At 41.1% G+C, this 19,054-nt stretch carries 21 protein-coding genes; all 21 read right to left on the reverse strand.

Annotated elements, in window-relative coordinates; genetic code table 11:
• The 21 genes from R2S10_RS00580 to R2S10_RS00680 all read right to left on the reverse strand — a co-directional run bounded on the left by R2S10_RS00580 (position 1) and on the right by R2S10_RS00680 (position 18,516).
• Positions 1-234 carry a MoaD/ThiS family protein gene (locus R2S10_RS00580; RefSeq protein WP_316838478.1) on the reverse strand — a complete coding sequence of 78 codons (234 nt, stop codon included), beginning with the start codon at positions 232-234 and terminating at the stop codon, positions 1-3.
• A 4-nt stretch (positions 235-238) separates the two neighbouring features.
• Positions 239-742, reverse strand: a complete 504-nt coding sequence (locus R2S10_RS00585; RefSeq protein WP_316838479.1) for a molybdopterin-binding protein — start codon at positions 740-742, stop codon at positions 239-241.
• Positions 735-1,475 (reverse strand): sulfite exporter TauE/SafE family protein, encoded by a 741-nt coding sequence (locus R2S10_RS00590; protein WP_316838480.1) that lies wholly within the window; start codon positions 1,473-1,475, stop codon positions 735-737. The genes R2S10_RS00585 and R2S10_RS00590 overlap by 8 nt, the downstream gene beginning before the upstream one ends.
• 4 nt (positions 1,476-1,479) lie before the next feature.
• Positions 1,480-2,658, reverse strand: coding sequence for a gephyrin-like molybdotransferase Glp (glp, locus tag R2S10_RS00595; protein WP_316838481.1), 1,179 nt, complete (start codon positions 2,656-2,658; stop codon positions 1,480-1,482).
• Between the two features lie 9 nt (positions 2,659-2,667).
• Positions 2,668-3,648: a GTP 3',8-cyclase MoaA gene (gene moaA / locus R2S10_RS00600; protein ID WP_316838482.1), complete on the reverse strand. Its 981-nt coding sequence runs from the start codon at positions 3,646-3,648 to the stop codon at positions 2,668-2,670.
• Positions 3,645-4,235 carry a nucleotidyltransferase family protein gene (locus R2S10_RS00605; protein WP_316838483.1) on the reverse strand — a complete coding sequence of 197 codons (591 nt, stop codon included), beginning with the start codon at positions 4,233-4,235 and terminating at the stop codon, positions 3,645-3,647. Before R2S10_RS00605 ends, moaA begins: the two co-directional genes overlap by 4 nt.
• Positions 4,232-5,350: an XdhC family protein gene (locus R2S10_RS00610; RefSeq protein WP_316838484.1), complete on the reverse strand. Its 1,119-nt coding sequence runs from the start codon at positions 5,348-5,350 to the stop codon at positions 4,232-4,234. The genes R2S10_RS00605 and R2S10_RS00610 overlap by 4 nt, the downstream gene beginning before the upstream one ends.
• Before the next feature lie 11 nt (positions 5,351-5,361).
• Positions 5,362-7,521, reverse strand: a complete 2,160-nt coding sequence (locus R2S10_RS00615) for a xanthine dehydrogenase family protein molybdopterin-binding subunit (protein WP_316838485.1) — start codon at positions 7,519-7,521, stop codon at positions 5,362-5,364.
• An 11-nt stretch (positions 7,522-7,532) separates the two neighbouring features.
• Positions 7,533-8,153 carry a hypothetical protein gene (locus R2S10_RS00620; protein WP_316838486.1) on the reverse strand — a complete coding sequence of 207 codons (621 nt, stop codon included), beginning with the start codon at positions 8,151-8,153 and terminating at the stop codon, positions 7,533-7,535.
• Positions 8,150-8,623, reverse strand: a complete 474-nt coding sequence (locus tag R2S10_RS00625; protein WP_316838487.1) for a (2Fe-2S)-binding protein — start codon at positions 8,621-8,623, stop codon at positions 8,150-8,152. Before R2S10_RS00625 ends, R2S10_RS00620 begins: the two co-directional genes overlap by 4 nt.
• A gap of 204 nt (positions 8,624-8,827) precedes the next feature.
• Positions 8,828-9,319 (reverse strand): cupin domain-containing protein, encoded by a 492-nt coding sequence (locus R2S10_RS00630; protein ID WP_316838488.1) that lies wholly within the window; start codon positions 9,317-9,319, stop codon positions 8,828-8,830.
• 1 nt (position 9,320) lies between these two features.
• On the reverse strand, positions 9,321-10,046 hold the full coding sequence (locus R2S10_RS00635; protein WP_316838489.1) for a carboxymuconolactone decarboxylase family protein: 726 nt from the start codon (positions 10,044-10,046) through the stop codon (positions 9,321-9,323).
• A gap of 11 nt (positions 10,047-10,057) precedes the next feature.
• Positions 10,058-11,674 (reverse strand): carboxylesterase/lipase family protein, encoded by a 1,617-nt coding sequence (locus tag R2S10_RS00640; RefSeq protein WP_316838490.1) that lies wholly within the window; start codon positions 11,672-11,674, stop codon positions 10,058-10,060.
• A gap of 21 nt (positions 11,675-11,695) precedes the next feature.
• Positions 11,696-12,142, reverse strand: coding sequence for a nuclear transport factor 2 family protein (locus R2S10_RS00645; RefSeq protein WP_316838491.1), 447 nt, complete (start codon positions 12,140-12,142; stop codon positions 11,696-11,698).
• A 155-nt stretch (positions 12,143-12,297) separates the two neighbouring features.
• A complete protein-coding gene (locus R2S10_RS00650; RefSeq protein ID WP_316838492.1) occupies positions 12,298-12,927 on the reverse strand; it encodes a flavodoxin in 630 nt (209 codons plus the stop codon).
• A gap of 26 nt (positions 12,928-12,953) precedes the next feature.
• Entirely contained in the window at positions 12,954-14,036 is a 1,083-nt protein-coding gene (locus tag R2S10_RS00655) for an alpha/beta fold hydrolase (RefSeq protein ID WP_316838493.1), read from the reverse strand.
• Between the two features lies 1 nt (position 14,037).
• The gene (locus R2S10_RS00660; protein WP_316838494.1) at positions 14,038-14,889 is read right to left on the reverse strand and encodes an aldo/keto reductase; all 852 of its coding nucleotides are present in this window, start codon (positions 14,887-14,889) and stop codon (positions 14,038-14,040) included.
• A 16-nt stretch (positions 14,890-14,905) separates the two neighbouring features.
• On the reverse strand, positions 14,906-15,361 hold the full coding sequence (locus R2S10_RS00665; protein ID WP_316838495.1) for a cupin domain-containing protein: 456 nt from the start codon (positions 15,359-15,361) through the stop codon (positions 14,906-14,908).
• 60 nt (positions 15,362-15,421) lie between these two features.
• The gene (locus R2S10_RS00670) at positions 15,422-16,624 is read right to left on the reverse strand and encodes a DUF418 domain-containing protein (RefSeq protein ID WP_316838496.1); all 1,203 of its coding nucleotides are present in this window, start codon (positions 16,622-16,624) and stop codon (positions 15,422-15,424) included.
• Positions 16,625-16,747: 123 nt separating this feature from the next.
• Positions 16,748-17,503: a LytTR family DNA-binding domain-containing protein gene (locus R2S10_RS00675; protein WP_316838497.1), complete on the reverse strand. Its 756-nt coding sequence runs from the start codon at positions 17,501-17,503 to the stop codon at positions 16,748-16,750.
• Positions 17,500-18,516: a sensor histidine kinase gene (locus tag R2S10_RS00680; RefSeq protein WP_316838498.1), complete on the reverse strand. Its 1,017-nt coding sequence runs from the start codon at positions 18,514-18,516 to the stop codon at positions 17,500-17,502. The genes R2S10_RS00675 and R2S10_RS00680 overlap by 4 nt, the downstream gene beginning before the upstream one ends.
• Positions 18,517-19,054 lie beyond the last annotated feature (538 nt).

Genomic DNA, 19,054 nt, shown 5'->3' on the forward strand with positions numbered 1-19,054 from the left:
TTATCCTCCTGAAAAAGGTGGCATAATTGCAACCTCGTCATTAGCCGTTATTGCAGTACTCTTTTGAATTATATTTCTGTTAAGGGAAAGCTTATACTTTACATTATTTAATGCAGGAAAACGAGCTTCCAGATAAGCTTTTAATTCATCTGTATTGCTGATGCCAGTGATTTCTATTTTCTGGTTCTTTATAAATTCGGATATTTTTCCAAAACTGATGATCTCAATTTCCATATAGCTAATTTACCCTTAAAATGCTGATTTTGCTCAATCCTTTTACAAATCTTCTGCCCGTTGCCTGGTCTGTCGTCACGATCATCGCAATATTTCCTTTTTCATTTTTTGTAGGATCGACATCGAAGCTACTTAGAATCAGAATCCCCTCGTTTTTAGAATTGAAGACCTCATTCCAGGACAGTACCACTTTATAATTGTCTGTAGCAGTACAAACCAGATAATACTCGCTTAGTGTTTTTGGATGATCCGCAGTAATTTCAACACCCTCCAACACATCTTTCAGCAATACACCTTTGATGTTTTTGAGGCTGCTTTTTCTTTGCATCAGGTGATTGTAAATGGTCAGGCTATCTATGCTGATAGCTTTATGTTGTCGGAGGGCATCCAGATCAATGCTGAGTGTTTTTTTAACTTGTCCTTCAACGATAAACTCTTTGCTTTCCTGCGCCCGGGCAGATAAGCAGAAAAACAATAAAAAGGGAACCAGGTATTTCATATTAGGCATGGGTAAATATTAATTTATAAGCGGCTAAGGCAAGGACACCAGCCAGTACATTTTTTAATACGTTTTGTGGGAACTTTAAAGCCCCAAAATAGGCTCCGCAAATTCCTCCTGCAAAAGCAACACCCACATAGGCCAGCATGGCAGTGTTAAACTCAAAACCTTTGATCAACTGACCGCCTAAACCAGCAACAGAGTTTACAAAGATAAACGCAGCACTGATGGCAGCAGTTTGTTTCTGATCGGTCCATTTTAACAGTAGCAGGATGGGAGAGAGGATGATGCCACCGCCAATGCCAATCATGCCAGATAGGAGCCCAATAACACCGCCAATAAACAGGGATAGCGGAATGTTGGCAGGCTTAAAATCCTTAGGGTCTGTGTTCCTGAAAAAGAGGAAACGGATCACCGGAATCAGTAATAAGATACCCAGTGTTTTTTTATAAATCGAACTTTCAATCACCATCATTCCTCCTACAAAAGACAAGGGGATAGAGGCGACTGCAAAAGGCCAGAATGTTTTCCACTTGAAATAATTGCCTCTATAGAACTGAATAAATGAGGTGGAGGATACAAAAAGATTTAAAAGTAATGCCGTGGGTTTCATCACGGCAGGAGATACCGCAAATATGGCCATTAGGGCTAAATAACCGCTAGCTCCTCCATGTCCAACTGAAGCATATAAAAAGGCTACAATAAAAAGTAAGCCATAAAAAAGGATAAAGTTTTCTTCCATAAAATTATAAGGGTAGTAGCATAATTGTCACCATTTCACCAATTTGGAAATCCTCTTTTGTTTCCTCTAAACAAATGAGACAATTTGCCAGCGCAAAGGAGCGGAGACGAAAAGACTCTTGTGCGCTTAATGGGCTTACCTGCCCGTTTTCGTAGCTCCCCTTAAGGAAATGGCTTAGGCCAGCTGGTTTTTGATATCCACTGGTCAATTTCGCCTGGATGTATTTTATACTGTCCGCCTGCTGTGCCAGTTTTTTAATGGCAGGAAGCACATAATTGTAGTAACAGCTTAATACTGAGGAAGGATTTCCAGGTAAACCAAAGACCAGTTTATGTCCTTTTATTCCAAAAAACAAAGGCTTTCCTGGCTTTTGTCTTACCTTATGAAATACCTGTTCTACCGCACAATTTCTGGACGCTTCAAGTACAAAGTCATAATCTCCAACACTCACACCGCCAGTCAAGAGCACAACATCGCTAAGCTCCAGTGCCTTCTCCAATACCTGCGTCAATAGCGGTAATTCATCATCCGCTTGGAAGATATTCACATGCGCAATACCTTCAGTTTTCAATGCTGCAGCAAGAGAATAGGAATTGGATTCATAAACCTGACCGAAATTTAGTTCAAGGCCAGGTTGCTGTAATTCCTTTCCTGTTACAATGATCGAAACTTTTGGCAATGGAAAAACTTCCAGATGAAGGATGCCGATCCCGGCAAGAAAGCCGATTGCAGGAGGACTCAATAAAGTCCCCTTTTTCATGGCCAAATCACCTGATCTGATTTCTGCACCCTGATCGCGAACATTGGATCCGACTTGTAGTTTTTCATCCTGAATCACAATAGCGCCATTGCTCAAAATTACTTTTTCCTGCATCACCACAGTATCTGCACCTTCAGGTAATGGTGCGCCAGTAAATATCCGACTGGTTTCTCCTGCTTTTAAGGTAAATGATTCTGCTGTTCCTGCAGCCATTTCTCCTGATAATTGGAGTTCCTTTTCCCGGTCAGCGAATTTCAAAGCATAACCGTCCATGGAGGACTGTGGGAATGCAGGTATATCACAACTGGCATAAATGTCTTTGGCCAGAATTAAACCAGCTGCATTATCCAGTTGAACAACTACCGGATCTAAAGGACTAATATGTGTTGAAATAAGTGTTTTTGCTGCTGTAACTGTAATCATTTTACGAATTTATCCTCCTATAGTAATCATGCTTCTGTTATGAATTGCAGCAGCATCTAGTTTTTCAAAATGGGTGTTTAATTGTCCTCCGAGTTCTTTTTTCTTAGCCCATATCGAAGCCTGAATCAGTGGGAGGATCTCTTCATTATTTCTAAGGGCAGTCAGTAAATCAGTCTCACCATCACTAAAAAGACAGTTCTTAAGTTTTCCATCAGCAGTTAAACGCATCCTGTTACAAGTACTGCAAAAAGGAGCAGTCATGGTGCTGATAATGGAAAAAGATCCCTCATGCCCCGGAATCATGAAATGTTTGGCAGTATCATGTGCCTCGCCTTTAACAGGTATGTAGGCGAAATCTTTAGCGATGCTGGCCAGAATTTCATCGAGAGAAAACATTTTGTTACTGGTCCATTTGTTTCCGCTAAAAGGCATGAATTCAATGAATCGGATTTGAATCGGATGATGTTTTGTCCAGTGTATAAAATCTTTAATCTCATCTTCATTCAGCCCTTTCATCACTACCATATTAATTTTTACGCGAAGCTTATGTTGTAAAAGAAGCTCGATATTACTGCGAACCTGATGAAACAGATCTCTGCGTGTAATGAGTAGGAATTTTTCTGGCTGTAGTGTATCCAGGCTAATATTTAACGTTTTTATTCCCGCCTTTAAAAGCGTTGGTAGCATTTCTGCAATCCGTGTTCCATTGGTGGTGATCACTAATTCTACCGGAAGCCGACCCAATGCAAGGATAATCTCAGCAGCGTCCTTACGTACCAAGGGTTCCCCACCGGTTAACCTGATTTTTTTAACGCCCTGCGCTACGAATATTTCTGCAAGCCGAAGAATTTCTTCAGGTTGCATTAATCTCGATGCAGGTGTAAAGTCGTACTCTTCTTCCGGCATACAATAAAAACAGCGAAAGTTGCAGTTATCGGTTAGCGATATCCGCAGGTAATCATGTACTCGTCCAAAAGAATCCGCTATCATCTGTAAAGGTTTAAATTGTTGTAATCTGATGTTGTGTCAATATCAACGTAGCCAAGTTCAAAATTCAGACTTGAGCAATCTTTCTGATATAGTTTCAAAAGGTGTTTTGCACCCTGGTTTCCATTAAGCGATAAAAGCTGATGAAAGTATTTTTTATTAAACAGTGCCGGCGTACCCCAGGTTTCGGCATAGCTACTAGCGATTATTCCTTTCCCGCTCTCTTGTTGTTTCTTAATCAGGTTTTCAAAAATTTCAGCATTGATAAAAGGCTGATCTGAAACCGCAATAATCACCTGTTCTAAATCTTCAGCATGCTTTAAAATGGCAGACATGCCAACTGCGATGCTGGATGACATTCCCGCCTCCCAATTTTCATTGATCACATAAGTAAGCTCACTAAGGCGATGTTGTGCTGAAATCTCTGTCGCATAAGCACCAAGCACAATAACAATAGGCTCACAGGAAGACTGCATTGCTGCTTTGCTGACAATCGTCAAAAGCGTTTCTCCCTGGTAATTTAACAATTGCTTAGGTTTTCCCAATCTGCTGGAGTTACCCGCTGCCAATATGATGATCCCTGTTTTCATATTGTATTTTTTATTTCCTGTTGATGAATTGGACCTTCTTTTACTTTCAAGGAGCTCGAAGATGCACCAGAGAAAACAGACTTGACCTCTGCAAGGATAGAGATGGCGATTTCCTCCGCAGTTTCTGCACCGATATCAAGGCCAACAGGTCCATGTACCCTTAGTTCGGTCTCTTTAGTATTTCTATTCAACTCATCCAACATGCGGATCAGTTTGTTTTTGGGGCCAAGGCTGCCAATATATGGGCAGTCCGTATCTAAAAGAAGGTTCAACAAGGCGAGATCATAATTGTAATTATGGGTCATCAGCACAAATGCAGTCTGTTCATCTATATTTACCTGCGATAAAACCTGTTCCGGTTTAGCAACTAATATGCGTTTTGCATTTGGGAATCTTTGGATTGAGGCATGTGTAGGTCTGCCATCAACAATAGTGACTTCCCATCCTAATAAATAAGCGATTTCTGTTAAAGGTTGTGCATCATTTCCAGCCCCGGCAATTACCAGAGAAATGGCCGGCCGGATGAACTCAAAAAAAACATCTACTCCATTTTTTTCATATAAATAGTTTTCAAATGAAGAGGTTTTCTGTTGCAAAACAAGGGCTGCGTTTCTCAGAACCTCTTCCTGTATCCTTTCCGGAACCCTGGACTGAAAATGCTCCTTCCTGTAAAGCATGCTACTGCCGGGCTGATTTTTATCAGTTAAAGAAAATAGGGTAACCAATACCGCATCTTTCCGTTCGGCAACCAAAGCCTCCAAAAGCCTAATGGGATTTACTGCATCCTCTTCTTTTATCGGTTCAAAAAGGATATGCACAATGCCATTACAACCCAGCTGAATGCCAATTTTGGCATCTTCTTCGTCGGTAGTATCGTAAGTAATGAGTTTGTTTTCCTGCTGTAGGATAGCCGAAAGCGCCTTTCTTAATGCATCGCCCTCTAAACACCCACCACTGATAGCACCTGTAAGCAGCCCATCTTCAGTAATCAGCATCCTGGCGCCTGGCCGGCGATAGGAGGAGCCTTCAACCTTAACAACCGTAGCCAGCGCAGTCCTCTGCTGCGCTTTCACAGCTTTTTTATAGGCTTTAAGTATGTCGTTGATTTCTTTCATGAACAGGTTTATTAAATCGCATTCAAATCAAAAGGAAGTTTACGTATCCGATTTCCGGTTAAATCATAAATGGCATTGGTTAGGGCGGGAGCGAAGGCCGGTAAACCCGGTTCACCAACTCCACCTGCATTCTCATCATTCTCCATGATATATACTTCGATTGGTGGAATGTCTGTAATCCTTGGCATTTTATAATTGTAGAAATTACTTTGTTCTACCAGCCCATCTTTAAAAGTGATTTCATGAATGGTCGCTGCACCTAATGCCATGACAATACTACCTTCAACCTGGGCCTTAATGATATCTGGATTTACATACCAGCCACAATCCATGACGGCCCAAACCTGATCGATCTTTATCTTGCCATTGGCAGCTCTTGATACTTTAACAATCTGACCTACCGTACTGGCAAAACACTCGGTGATGGCGACACCAAAGCCTTCGTTTTTCTTTCTTTGTTTCCAACCGGAAACGGCTTCCATCTTATCAATTAGACGCTGGGAACGCTCTTCCTGTAAATGTTGTCTGCGGAGTGCCAATGGATCTTTTCCCGTCGCTACTGCCATTTCATCCAAAAAACTTTCATAAGCAAAGCCGTTGGTTGAAGCATATACGGATCGCCACCACATGGTTGGAATTGGGGTTTCAAATTGCACCTCAGCAAAACTGATATTCTTGATGCTTTCATAGTAAGGTTTTAGAAAACCTTCCGCAGTACTTCGGTTTGCCTGATCCGTCATCTTGCCATTTCTCCAGTGGTCATTGTTCTGACCTGCCATGCGGAATTTTAATGCCGTAATCTCTCCATCGTTAATTGCTCCCTGACACCTGTAGGAAATTCCCGGGCGATAAGGACCTTGTGTCGCATCATCTTCTCTAGTCCATACCACCTGAACCGGAGCCCCCATTTCTTTGGAGATCATCGTGGCCTCATGAGGATAATCCATAAATGCTTTTCTTCCGAAGCCACCACCAAGGAAGGTCATGTTTACAATCACTTTTTCTTTAGGAAGACTCAATTGCTCACTGATGTAATCCTGCACCCATTCCGGTGCCTGGATAGGTCCCCAGATCTCTACTTTATCTCCCTGGTAATGGGCAACGCAGTTCAGTGGTTCCATGCAGCTATGGGATTGATAAGGAGTCTGGTAAACCACATCTACGGTTTTTTCCGCCTGTTTTAGCTGAGCATCAGGATCTCCCTGTTTTTTTGCAAATAAACCCTCCTGACTCTGAAGACTATCCTGCTGGCGTTTGTAAATATCAGCAGTATTGATATGCTCAAAACCCGAATCATCCCATTCTATTTTTAATGCTTTTTTTCCCTGCATAGCTGCCCATGTAGAATTGGCAACTACCGCTACGCCTTCACGGAAAGTTTTGAAAACACCCATGCGTACTTTGAAGACCTTGATCACTCCGGGTATTTTCAATGCCGCACTGCCATCAAAACTCTTTACAACACCTCTTAATCTGGGATTACGTTCCACTGTGGCATACAACATCCCCGGTAATTTCTTATCCAGACCAAATACCGCAGTGCCATTTGTTTTCATTGGCGTATCCTGTCTGAGCAAGGGTTTGCGAATCAGTTTATACTCCGATGTCTTTTTGAGGATCACTTCTTTTGGTGCCTCTAATTTGGAAGCCTCCAATACAAGTTCGCCGTAATGGAACTTTTTGCCGGAAGTTTTATGGACAACATGACCGGATGCTGCATAGCAGTCGGCCGTAGCAGCGCCCCATTTTTGTGCCGCAACCGTAATCAACATTACTCTTGCAGTAGCGCTTAATTTTAATAAATTCTTATATGCGCTGCGAATAGTTGAGCTACCCCCAGTTACCTGGTTGCCATATTTCTCCCGGTTTCCCTGTGCAAAAACAATATTGACATCTTTGAGATCCACCTCAAGTTCTTCAGCTATGATTTGTGGAACGGATTGAAAAGATCCTTGTCCCATTTCGGCGCGGTGATTGAAAATAGTGACCTTGCCATTGGTGTCAATATGAATCCATGCATTGAGTTCTACCTCTGAATTTGCTGCTCCTATAGCATTAATAACCTCTGCGTCTTTCGCGCTGGATGGAAAATAGAAACCTAAGCATAATGCTGTGCCCGCCAGACCCGAAACTCTGAGGAAATCTCTTCTGGATACCTGATTAGTACTCATCTTATTGGTTTTTAATTTATTTTACTTTTAGGTGCATAAGCACCGTTATTTATCCAGGTTTCCCATGCTTTTTTGAATTCCGCATGGCTCATTGGAGGTAGCGTTCTGCCTGCTCCGGGATTCCAACCCCAACGCACTAAACCGTCTTCGGAATGTTCCAATAATTGCTTCATAGACTTATTGCCATTCTGCTTTGGATCCACCAGTTGCTTAGCCAGTTCAGTAGCCGTTTTACCCTGAAAAACCATTCTCATATCTGCTGGAGGCAAATGCCAGTCTGCATTTCCAGGAGGAGTATGCATACCAGGAGTATTGGCCGACTGGTGACAATTTCCACATTTCATGGCAAATAAACCTTTGCCATCTTTCCCTCTTTTTGGAAGCATCTCATGTAAATGGCTGTCGTCTCCCTGTAAAGGAATATCTCCTGATGGATGACAATTCATACAGCGGGGACTCATCAGCACACGATATACTTTCTCAAAAGCTTTAACAGAAGCAATGCTGTCCTTTTTTAAGGCAGTAACTGCCAGAATAGGGGTGCCTTCATTTGGTTTGGTCACATTCCAGGCGAAAGCCATCATCCCAACCATGGAAAGGATGATGGACATGATCATGATTGATTTTTTCATTTCGCCTCCCCTTCCTTTTTTTGAAATTCTGCTGCCAGATGTATGGCCTTCCGAATGCGGGGATAAGTGCCGCAACGGCAAATGTTTCCTGCCATCGCAGTGTCTATATCTTCGTCGCTAGGGTTTGGGTTTTCCCTCAGTAATACGGCTGCCGACATCAGTTGTCCGGAATGACAGTAGCCACATTGAGGGACACTCACTTCATTCCATGCCAGCTGAAGCGGATGGTCATTGTTTTTGGAGAGACCTTCAATGGTGACTATCTTTTGTCCTATCGCCCGACTAACTTTGGTAACACATGACCTTACCGCTTCACCGTTTAAATGGACAACACAGGCGCCACATTGTGCAACGCCACATCCATATTTGGTTCCTGTAAGTCCAATAAGATCCCGGATTGCCCAAAGCAAGGGCATATCAGGATCTGCTTCTATCTCGTAGGCTTTTTGATTGATGTTTAGGCTAATCATATCTCTTTTAGTTTAGGTGTTCTTTATTTTAATTCATAATGCAAAGCCCGCTTTTCCTGTACGCTTAATGAAATGAGGTCTGGATATTTTCATTGGTATGTAGTTTAGGTTTTTTATTCTCTAATCGATTGAAAACAATGTGTTTAATATAGAAGTTACGGTTTTTTAGATTAAATATTCCAATCAAAATCTCTATGGTTTTGATTAATTCTTAGCCGCGGCATGATACGCTTCTTCCGTAACGCTTTGCAACCATTTTGTAGCGCCATTTTGCCTGCCTGTGATCGCTACCTGAACAAATGCAGTATCTTCACTGGCACCATGCCAATGTGGAACATTTGGCGGACACTTAACCACATCACCTTTACGTAGGATTTTTTTTGCTTGTCCTTCCTCCTGATAATAACCTTTGCCATCTATGGCTAAAATAATTTGCCCGGCAGGATGTAAATGCCATTTGCTTCTAGCGCCAGGAGCGAAGGTCACATTTCCAACTGCAGTTTCATTTAGACTATCGGCATCTACCAGAGATTTTACCCATACCTCTCCCTTGAAATTATCATTTGTGTTTTTATCTCCCTGAGGAAAAATAATCGATACTTCTTCTGCTTTTGAGTTGCTTTCTACAGAACTACAGTTACAAGAATAAAGTAGAACTAATAAGCATGCGAGATTGAATCTTAAAATATACTTCATTTTACTTTTTGTTTTTAAGCACGTTGTCTAATACGATTTTGGACGATTCCGCTTCCTTTTTACCTATAAGTGGTTTTATAATGCTCAGAAATTGCTGTAACTGGGAAGGGCTTAAACCTAGGTTCATACAAATTTTTAAATGGGAACTTAGCATCGGTTCAACTCCACCAATACTGCTCAGAACTGATATGGTTACCAGTTCTCTCTCGACATAGTTGAGTACATCGCGTTCAAAAATATCGGCAAACAAATGCTCTTTTAGGAATACCTCTATCTCAGGAGCAAATGCCGCATAACCTGTTTTTGGACCTTGCTCTGCTACACCGGTCAACTCTTTCAATATGGCCTTACCACGTTCGTATTTGCTGTGTTCATCATTGATCGGCGATGCTTCAGCACCCAGAGTATCTTTGATACCTTGGGACTTGCGTTCCTCCAATACGGCCATAAAGGTTTGTAATCCACGTAGACTCCTGGGAAATCCTGCATAGGCATAGACATGGACCAGGCTTTCCTTGATCTGATTGACGGTCAGTCCTGCATCAAGGCCCTGCTTTAATGCGGTCTTCAGATTGGTTAGATCACCTTTTCCGGTTAAAGCAGCAATAGCAATAATACTTTGCTCTTTTGGGCTTAATCCCAGATTTTGATGATCCTGAGCTTTCCCCATAAGAGAAATAAAACTAAATGCGAGGAAGAATGCGACGATAATTTTATTGTTTTTCATGATTGATCTTTTTAATTTTTATCCTTTGCCAACTTCTCAATCACATCAAGACGATTTTTTTTAGGATCTGGACTGCCTATTGCAGCACCATCGAGGCTGAAGTTCAGCAGCTCATTCTTTTTGGCATGATAGACTGGCCATTTCGGTAAGCCTTTGCCATTGGGATCTCCAGTTTTGGCGAAGTTTGCCCAATAGGTGTTCATCATCCGGGCAACTTCCTGATCTTTGGCTGGAATAACAGCTCCATTTCGAGCGCTAAGGTTGTTGAATACATAAGGAATTTCAGAGGCATGTGACGCTCCGTATCGCATCCGTTGTTGCATGGAGACAGGTACATAAGAGAAAAGATAAATAAAAGCTTGATCACCTTTGGCAGTAAAAGCCTTTGCGGTAAACCTTGCCGGTTCAGCCCAGACCTTGTCCGTATTGATCATCGTGAGCATCTCAGCTAATTCAATGGTACCTTTCGGATCGTAAGCTGCTATAGCTTCATTCCTATTGTTCCCAAACAAGGACAAAAGTTCTTCTTTAGTCCTGGCATTAACGAAACCCGCAGGTACTTCTGCACTGTTAGAACCAATGATAAGAGGAACGCGTGTTTGTCTGCCGCCTTCGTATGCGCTTTGGGCAGTCTCTACAACCAGTTTGCCATCGAGAATAGGACCAGGGTAAATTGGCAAGCCTCCTTGTCCGTCACTTTCTTGACCATTGTCCACAATTTCCTCGACACTAAGAGAGCGAAGTTTTGCCAATGCGTTTGCATCGACCCCTTCTATTCCGTGTTTTCGGGCAAAGTTTTTTCCGATTGTTTCAGCTGAAATGGGGTAATGGGGATCTGCATTCTCTTCGCGAATCGGTCTTCCGCTGAGTACGCCATCACGGCCACCTCCAGACTCAATGATTGCTTTTTGGAAAAGACCTTTCGCAGCAGGAATAGTCAATAAGGAATGTACGGAAACACCCCCCGCAGACTCGCCGAAAATGGTCACATTGTTCGGATCTCCACCGAATGCAGCAATATTTTGCCTGACCCATTGGAGTGCAGCGATTTGGTCCATGTAGGCATAACTTCCCTTAGGCTCCTTTGGATGCGCTGCGGTTAAGGCAGGGAATGCAAAATGACCAAGGCGGCCAAGACGGTAGTTGAAAGTCATCAGGATCACACCCTGTTTAGCGAATTGTTCTCCGGAAGTTTCTGGACGGGAACCACTACCACCCACAAAGCCACCACCATAGATCCAAACCATAACTGGCAGTTTTGCTCCCGGCTTAGTATTGGCCGGTCGCCATAAGTTAAGGAACAGGCAATCTTCAGAGCTGTTGTCTGCAATTTTACCGGCAGTACGTGGCCAACCAGCCTGGGCACAATCTGCACAGAATTTGCTTGCATCACGTACACCTTGCCAGACAGGAACAGGTTGAGGTGCTCGCCAGCGATATTCACCTAGGGGCGCAGCCGCATAAGGAATTCCCTTGAAACTTTCAACAGCTGCATCCATTGCTCCCCGGACGCTTCCAGAGGTAAAACGTACTATTGGTTCCTGACTATGGCTAACATTTACTATCCTTTGTTGAGCTTGCAAGCCGAAACTAAGCATCATGGCGAAACCTGTTAATGTTTTTTTCATGTTTGATTGGTTTATAGGTTGTTATTTGCCACCAGGGCCCATTAACTTGGTAAACGATAGAGAGCCTAGTTTCCATGATCCATCCTGTTTGATATAAACTTCTGTCACCATAAATGGGTTGGTCACTTCATTTCCACCAACAACAGCCAGCAAATCAATTCTATTCAAAAGAATGGCGGTATTGTCGATTACCTTCACCGAAACATCATGTATATCCGCTTTTTTGTACCAGATGTTTCCACTTTTTATGACATTGATCTCTTGTTGTTTTCCCCATGATCCACCCATGTGGACAAATACAGATTTTTCATGAAAAAGCTGGTCAAGAACTTTGATATTCTTATCCGACATCCATGTCCATTTATCTTTGGAAAGTTTAATGATTTCCTCATCTACAGTAAGATTCTGTGCGAAAGAGGCTTGTACAGTCATGATGATTAAAAATAGTCCGAACGTTAATGATTTCATATGGTTTGCTTTAAAAGGTTTATAATAGAATGAATTAGATTTTAATATAAAACACCCAGGCGGTTCTGATCAACCCCGGCGTATTGGGTAATAAATCGGCCATACCATGAATATTGCTATTATTGTTGCTTTTTTCAATTTCATCTTAAATGTTTTTAATTAATCAGAGCTGTCTTCTTCAACCAGTCCTGCAGCTCAGCCCTAACCTGTTTTTCTTTATCGCCTTCCATCACGAATAAGATGCCATCTCTTTCTTTGCCTCCTTTGGTTGAAAAACCTTGTAGTACTTTGCTATTTGGACACAATTGCTGGACTGTTTCAAAGCTGCTGCCAATGCCATAACCAGCATTCGTATTAAAGGGAACTATCGTTTTTCCGCTTAGATCATATTGTTTTAAAAAGCTTTTCATCGGAGGGGGCAATTGCATTCCCCAGGTTGGAAATCCGACAAAAACTACATCGTATTTTTCAATGCTGTCAATCTTTGTTTTTAGGGGAGGTAAAAAGCCGGTAGCATTTTCAGTTGCTACCTGATCAACAGTGGTTTGGTAATGATCAGGATAGGGGGTTACCAGCTCCAGGGATACCAGGTCACCACCAACTTTCTGGTGGATGAGCACTGCAAGAGCCTTGGTGTTTTTTGTTCTTGACAAATAAACAATCAACACTTTTTTATTTTTCAATAATTCAGTTTCTTGGGTTACTGTTTCCTGTGCCCTTGAGCAGGAGGATAGCATTAACAAAGCTGTAAAGAGTAATAACCAACAGGTTTTTAATGTGCTCATTTTTATTCTTTTGTAGTTAATATCAGTTAATCCAGATTTCGTTTCCTTAACCAGTTTGACAATGCATCAGCGACTTCGATGTTGTTCAAGTCTGCAAAAGGAAAATGAGTGTTTCCATTTATTCCGATCTCTGGCAGGTGTACCACAGTAGCATCGCCTCCATGTTTGTTGATGCTGGCCGCCCATAACCTAGCCATTTCGAGCCCTGAACGCCAATGGTCCTTGTTCCACACATTGGTCGCTGCTTTGGCAATATTATCACCATAGTAGATCACTATTGGTATTCTGGTCAGTTTAATGAAATCCGACAAGGGTATCTCGGTCCCCTTCAGCTCGCCAAATAACCCGGCAGATTTTATCGGCTGCGGAAGTTCTCCTACTGGAAATACGAAACCGCTATAGGGTTCGTAAGCTACAACAGCTTTAACCTTTTCATTTTTTATGGCTGTAAGCCAGCCAGGACCACCTCCCTGTGAATGTGTGACCAGTATCCCTTCCCCAATTTTATCAAATAATTGGGATACTGCATCTCGGATCACATTGCCATCAAATGCCCCGGTATTTGGGGTCATCTGTCTATAAAACTGTTCTAGTGAAGCGGGATCTTTTGAAAACTGAACATTTGGAAAGTAATCAGGGTAATTGCCGATTCTGAATTGACTGAACCAGAACTGTTCATCCGGAGTCGGAGTAATAGTTGCGGCAACAGTACTCTTTCCGGCATCGCCTCGTCTGGGCTGGTCAAGGAGATAAACGCTAAAACCACGTCTCAAAAAGATATTCTGGAATCCTTCTCTTCCGTCAGGAGTGCTTTCCCAGGTTTTTTTTGACTGTCCGGCACCATGCAGAAAAACCAATGGATATTTACGAGCCTTTATCGGAATCTGGTAAAAGGTATACGCATGATCACCATGAAAAGTCTGTCCCTGAGCTTTCAATGCATCATCCAGGCTGAAATTTCCCGCCTCGATAAGCTTTGTTCCTCCAACCGCAAAGCTGCCTTGCTGGGCAATTGTTATAGGGCGCTTTTTGGTTTGGGCATTGAGCGAAATTGTCGCAATCAATACAAATGTTAATGTCACCAGGTACCTGAACAACTCCTTTTTCATACTATATAGCTAATTTTCTCTCAGACAGCCATTTAACCATAGCAGGGTCTCTGTGGTCAAAGAATAGGCTTACATTTGTATCTAAACTGGTTATGGCTTGCATATCTTCGGAGGAAAGCTCAAAATCAAAAATGTTAAAGTTTTCTACCATTCTTTCCTTGCGAACTGATTTGGGAATAGCAACAACACCTCTTTGGGTTAACCAACGAAGAATAACTTGTGCAATACTCTTATTGTATTTTTTTCCAATAACAGCTAAAAACTCATTATTGAAAATGTTGTTTTTTCCTTCTGCAAATGGTCCCCAGGATTCAATTTGTACATTGTTTTCCTCTAAGAATTTTTGTGTTTCAATCTGTTGCTGAAAAGGGTGGGTTTCAATTTGATTGACCGCAGGAGTAAAGCCGCTGTTTATAATGAGGTCTATCACTCTGTCTGGTTGAAAATTGGCGACGCCAATAGCTTTGATTTTTCCTTCCTGATATAATTCCTGCATGGCGCGCCAGGAGCCGAAAATATCGCCATAAGGTTGGTGAATCAGATACAGATCCAGGTAATCTAATTGGAGTCTATCCAGTGATTTCTGAAACGCTGCCTTTGTTTTTTCATAGCCCGTATCCTGGATCCAAAGTTTTGTAGTAATAAAAAGTTCTGCTCTTTCGATACCACTATTTTTAATGGCTTTGCCTACAGCAGCCTCATTCAAATAAGAAGCCGCAGTATCTATTGATCTATAACCGGTAGCTATGGCTTCAATAACTGCTTTTTCACATTCCGATGCATCGGGTATCTGAAATACACCAAATCCCAGGATGGGCATTTCTATTCCGTTGTTTAATTTAACTGTTTCCATTTTTTACCTCCTAAAACTATTTATTGCCGGTATATTCTTGATTACTTACCTTATGTAACCAGATCGTTTTTCCTTTTTGTGAAGGTGAAGTAGCGATATAAGTGACGCCGCTTTCAGGTGTTGCACCATGCCAGTGTTCCACACCTGGTTGACATTTAACCACCTCGCCTCTGCGAACAATCTGTTTAGCTTTTCCTTTTTCCTGATAATAACCAACACCTTCGGTAATGATTAATATTTGCCCTCCTGGATGGACATGCCAATCCAATCTTGCTCCTTTGTCGAAAATGGCCACCGAGGTACCATAGGCGAACACACTATCTGGCGCATTCAATTCTTGTAGCCAAACATTACCAACATGATGGACATTTGGAGATTTCTCTCCCTTTTTAAAAATCGGACCTTCTTGTGCGGCTACCTGATGAGCGCATAGGACAAGAAATAATAGGGTTAAATAATGTACTGGTTTCATAAATTTCTTTTTTTTGTTAAATTTCTATCTGTATTCACAAGGAGAACAGCTATTAGGTTATTATCGTTTTAATGCCTGCCATTTCAGATAAGTTCCAGATCTCCAGAGCCATTCTATCGGTCCGTAGCGGAACTTCTTCAGCCATAAATGGCTAATCTGTAGCTGTAAATAGGTATAGCCTAAACATACCGCCACACTCAAAAACACACCCAGTTCATGGTGTAAGGCCAAGCCATAACCATAGAAAATGAATACGCCTATCACAGACTGTAGTATGTAGTTGGTGAGCCCCATTCGTCCATAACTCAGAATTTTCTCCAGTCTTTTTTGAACAGATGCTTTCTTGTATAAGGTGATGATTAGAAAAACCCACAAATAAGCAGAAAGTAAGTTGATCAGGCTGTCTACCGGAATAACCAGCCAGGCTGCTAAACTCAGTCTTTCTCCCTGGGGCAAAATAGGCTTAAGGGCATAAAGTAAAAGGACTACCGCTAAAGCAAGCCATGCCAGTTTTAAAAGTTGCTGCTGGTACTTTTCCAGATTTTGAAAAAGACGTATCCGACCGGCCAATAAACCTAAAATAAAAAAGCCCATAGTCATATACCCACGACCATATTCTCCAAACTGGAAGTTGAATTTAAAGCTCAGCTGTTCTGTTGTATTATGTTGAATATTCTCTGAAAAAGGTTTGTTAAGGAAAATCTCCTGCCAACGTGCCCTTCGTTCTTTAGGTGTTTCCACTTGCTCGATACTGCTAGCCGGAACCAATGCCTGATATCCAATATAGGTTAACTGTGCGCCGCCTAATACAAAAAATAAGGCAATAGAAATCAGCCATTTGCTTGGCCAGCGATACATCAGTACTAAAGGAACTCCTAATACCGCATAAATGATTAAAATATCATTGCGAAATATTGCACTATGTAATAATCCAATGATAAAAAGTAAGGTTAAACGCCATAAGAAACGTCCACGGAAATCAACTCCTTTTTTAGCTGCACTATCCATCTGGATGAAGAAACTCAATCCGAATAGAAAAGAAAATATAATGAAGAATTTACCCATGACCAAATATTGCAGGATCCAACTGGTAATTTCATCCATTGTACCTATCCATGGGAAAGGGGGCTGTGGATTACTGGTAAACGCTCCAAAGTGTTGAAATGCATGAGTAGCACAAATTCCAATTAGGGTGATTCCACGTATGACATCAATTACAGTAATTCTATTATTTGTATCTTCTTCCTTCCTTATCGCCTGCATAAAATATTATATTCTTGTGTTTTATACCATAAATATCAAGAATATAATTCGTGCTTTATGGGCAAGAAGGAGCAACACGAAAAGTTGGAGTCTTAAGACGAAAAGCCGGGTTCAAAACTTATTTTAAGATTCATTTACCAGCCATTCTTTGAAATCTGCGGCCTTATTTTTACTGATATAAATCGGCTCAGGAACATCTCTGTTGAGTGTCACAAGCAGTCGGCTGTCAAACCATACCGTGATACTTTTAACGGCATTTCGGGCAATGATGAACTGTTTGTTGGCACGATAGAAATTGGCTGGATTTAAACTGGAAAAAATCTGCTCTAAGGTTTTGGAATAGTTGTAGGTGTTTCCATCCACCAGACCAATAGAGGTGGCCTTATCTGTGGTGTAGAAAAAAGAAACTTCCTGCAGATCAACTGGAAGTAGCTTATCTCTAACAGGAATTAAGAGTTTGCTTTTATAACCCTGGTTGGGGGCAAGCTGCTTTACTTTTGCTGAATATTCCATGGAACTGGCTCGTGATAATTTGCTGAATTTTTGAAGCGCACGTTCTAGTTCAATAGTTTTAATAGGCTTCAGCAAATAATCAATACTATTTACTTTAAATGCTTCGATCGCATATTCGTCATAGGCTGTGGTAAATATAATCGGGATCTCTATTTCGATATGATCAAAAATCAGGAATGCGGAACCGTCAGATAAATGGATGTCCATTAATATCAGATCGGGTAGGGTATTCCCATTCAACCAATTAATAGTCTGACTGACACTTTCCGTATTTCCGATCACTTCAATATCAGGGTCAATTTCGTTCAAAATATCCAAAAGACTTTCGTAAGCAGCGGTTTCATCTTCAACTATTAATATTTTCATATGGATGATCCTAGGGGTAAATAAACAGTAAATGTCTTTCCATTGTTCTCTATTCTAATTTGCTTATCCATCAATAGCAAAAAGCGATTTTCCAGGTTGTTCAGCCCAGTTCCATTGCTCACAGCCGGACTCAATTTGGGGTAAATCGGATTAGAAACCACAAGCTCATTGCTTTCATTAATGAAAATATTAATGGTCATTTTATGCTCGCTGTCAATCCTGTTATGCACTACTACATTATCGAGTAGTGGAAGAATAGAAAGCACCGGTACCTTTTGAGATAATGCACTTTCATCAATGTCAATATGATATGCTAATTTATTGGCAAAACGAATTTCCATCATATATCGAAAGGCATCAACAAAAGTCAGCTCTTCCCCTAAAGTGACCAGCCCTTTTTTGTCGCTTTGCAGAATGTAGCGAAATACATCAGAAAGCTTATTTACATAAGTCAGTGTTTCCTCATTATTCTTTTTCCGGATTAAAGAGGTCAATCCATTCAAAGAATTGAAAAAGAAATGTGGATTGATCTGATTGGTTAAAGCATCATAACGACTCTGCAAATTCTGGATCCTTAATTCTTCTATTTCTTGCTCTTTCTTTCTTTGCTCATGATACATAATCACGATATGGCCCATTAAGGTGCTTAAAATGGAAACCACAATGAACTGGAACAAGACTAAGCTGCCGTAATGTCTTACTTTTGCATAGACCAAAAAGGAGATTCCTCCATAGATCGCAAAAGCAAGGATAGAAATTGCCGTATTGTAAGCAAAACGCTTTTTAAAGTCCAGGGTTTTTATCCCTTGTAAGTTTATTTTTATCAATAAAAAAACCAGACCCACCAGGAAAGAATACCTTAATAAAAAGAAGATGGTATACTTTGTTTTTTGCGATCCCTCCAATTTACCTAGTTCATAAGGCAACCAGGTGATATCTGGATAGATCACAAAAATTGTAGCGATCAGGCTTATGAAAAATAACTGGTACGAATTATATTTTTTCAGCATCATTTACGAAATTAAGATTTTTAATCTTCGGCTTCCCTGTGCCTTCTGATTAAAATACAAAGAGACAAACATCTGTAAATTAATTTGTCCATTCTCTAAAAGGGGGAGTAAAGCGAAAATCAGGATATTCAAAACGAAAGCCTTGAATGAAAACTACGCTTATTCGATATTTATACGCTAACGTTCTGCGCTAATTACCTGATTTTTCAATAGTTTTAAACCCTTTTTTTTGGCAATTGTTTTTTACTAAGTATCTGCTGACATATACCCTGGAGCGAAAAACAGTAGATTAATAAACAACTAAAAACTACGATGATGAGCTTAAAAGTAATTTTCTGCATGACAGCGGTTTTAATGATCTTGTCATGCCGGGCTAAACAGAATGGGGCTACAAGAAAGCCCGATCGGGATACCACAATGACCAAAACAGTACCGCCAGATTCAATTGGCCGGATAGACACTATTCCTGATACCACACGGAATAGGCAATAAAAAGCAATTGAAATAATGTTATTAATAGCATATAAAATGACAGCCAATT

The organism is Pedobacter gandavensis, assembly GCF_032678745.1.
Lineage (GTDB): Bacteria > Bacteroidota > Bacteroidia > Sphingobacteriales > Sphingobacteriaceae > Pedobacter > Pedobacter gandavensis_C.

What these genes read in the sequence shown, in the direction of transcription:
- R2S10_RS00580 (WP_316838478.1), bottom strand. Translation starts at nt 234, where the DNA reads ATGGAAATTGAGATCATCAGTTTTGGAAAAATATCCGAATTTATAAAG.
- R2S10_RS00630 (WP_316838488.1), bottom strand. Translation starts at nt 9,319, where the DNA reads ATGAAGTATATTTTAAGATTCAATCTCGCATGCTTATTAGTTCTACTT.
- R2S10_RS00650 (WP_316838492.1), bottom strand. Translation starts at nt 12,927, where the DNA reads ATGAGCACATTAAAAACCTGTTGGTTATTACTCTTTACAGCTTTGTTA.
- R2S10_RS00615 (WP_316838485.1), bottom strand. Translation starts at nt 7,521, where the DNA reads ATGAGTACTAATCAGGTATCCAGAAGAGATTTCCTCAGAGTTTCGGGT.
- R2S10_RS00645 (WP_316838491.1), bottom strand. Translation starts at nt 12,142, where the DNA reads ATGAAATCATTAACGTTCGGACTATTTTTAATCATCATGACTGTACAA.
- R2S10_RS00610 (WP_316838484.1), bottom strand. Translation starts at nt 5,350, where the DNA reads ATGAAAGAAATCAACGACATACTTAAAGCCTATAAAAAAGCTGTGAAA.
- R2S10_RS00680 (WP_316838498.1), bottom strand. Translation starts at nt 18,516, where the DNA reads ATGATGCTGAAAAAATATAATTCGTACCAGTTATTTTTCATAAGCCTG.
- R2S10_RS00670 (WP_316838496.1), bottom strand. Translation starts at nt 16,624, where the DNA reads ATGCAGGCGATAAGGAAGGAAGAAGATACAAATAATAGAATTACTGTA.
- glp (WP_316838481.1), bottom strand. Translation starts at nt 2,658, where the DNA reads ATGATTACAGTTACAGCAGCAAAAACACTTATTTCAACACATATTAGT.
- R2S10_RS00660 (WP_316838494.1), bottom strand. Translation starts at nt 14,889, where the DNA reads ATGGAAACAGTTAAATTAAACAACGGAATAGAAATGCCCATCCTGGGA.
- R2S10_RS00665 (WP_316838495.1), bottom strand. Translation starts at nt 15,361, where the DNA reads ATGAAACCAGTACATTATTTAACCCTATTATTTCTTGTCCTATGCGCT.
- R2S10_RS00640 (WP_316838490.1), bottom strand. Translation starts at nt 11,674, where the DNA reads ATGAAAAAAACATTAACAGGTTTCGCCATGATGCTTAGTTTCGGCTTG.
- R2S10_RS00590 (WP_316838480.1), bottom strand. Translation starts at nt 1,475, where the DNA reads ATGGAAGAAAACTTTATCCTTTTTTATGGCTTACTTTTTATTGTAGCC.
- R2S10_RS00625 (WP_316838487.1), bottom strand. Translation starts at nt 8,623, where the DNA reads ATGATTAGCCTAAACATCAATCAAAAAGCCTACGAGATAGAAGCAGAT.
- moaA (WP_316838482.1), bottom strand. Translation starts at nt 3,648, where the DNA reads ATGATAGCGGATTCTTTTGGACGAGTACATGATTACCTGCGGATATCG.
- R2S10_RS00585 (WP_316838479.1), bottom strand. Translation starts at nt 742, where the DNA reads ATGCCTAATATGAAATACCTGGTTCCCTTTTTATTGTTTTTCTGCTTA.
- R2S10_RS00605 (WP_316838483.1), bottom strand. Translation starts at nt 4,235, where the DNA reads ATGAAAACAGGGATCATCATATTGGCAGCGGGTAACTCCAGCAGATTG.
- R2S10_RS00675 (WP_316838497.1), bottom strand. Translation starts at nt 17,503, where the DNA reads ATGAAAATATTAATAGTTGAAGATGAAACCGCTGCTTACGAAAGTCTT.
- R2S10_RS00620 (WP_316838486.1), bottom strand. Translation starts at nt 8,153, where the DNA reads ATGAAAAAATCAATCATGATCATGTCCATCATCCTTTCCATGGTTGGG.
- R2S10_RS00655 (WP_316838493.1), bottom strand. Translation starts at nt 14,036, where the DNA reads ATGAAAAAGGAGTTGTTCAGGTACCTGGTGACATTAACATTTGTATTG.
- R2S10_RS00635 (WP_316838489.1), bottom strand. Translation starts at nt 10,046, where the DNA reads ATGAAAAACAATAAAATTATCGTCGCATTCTTCCTCGCATTTAGTTTT.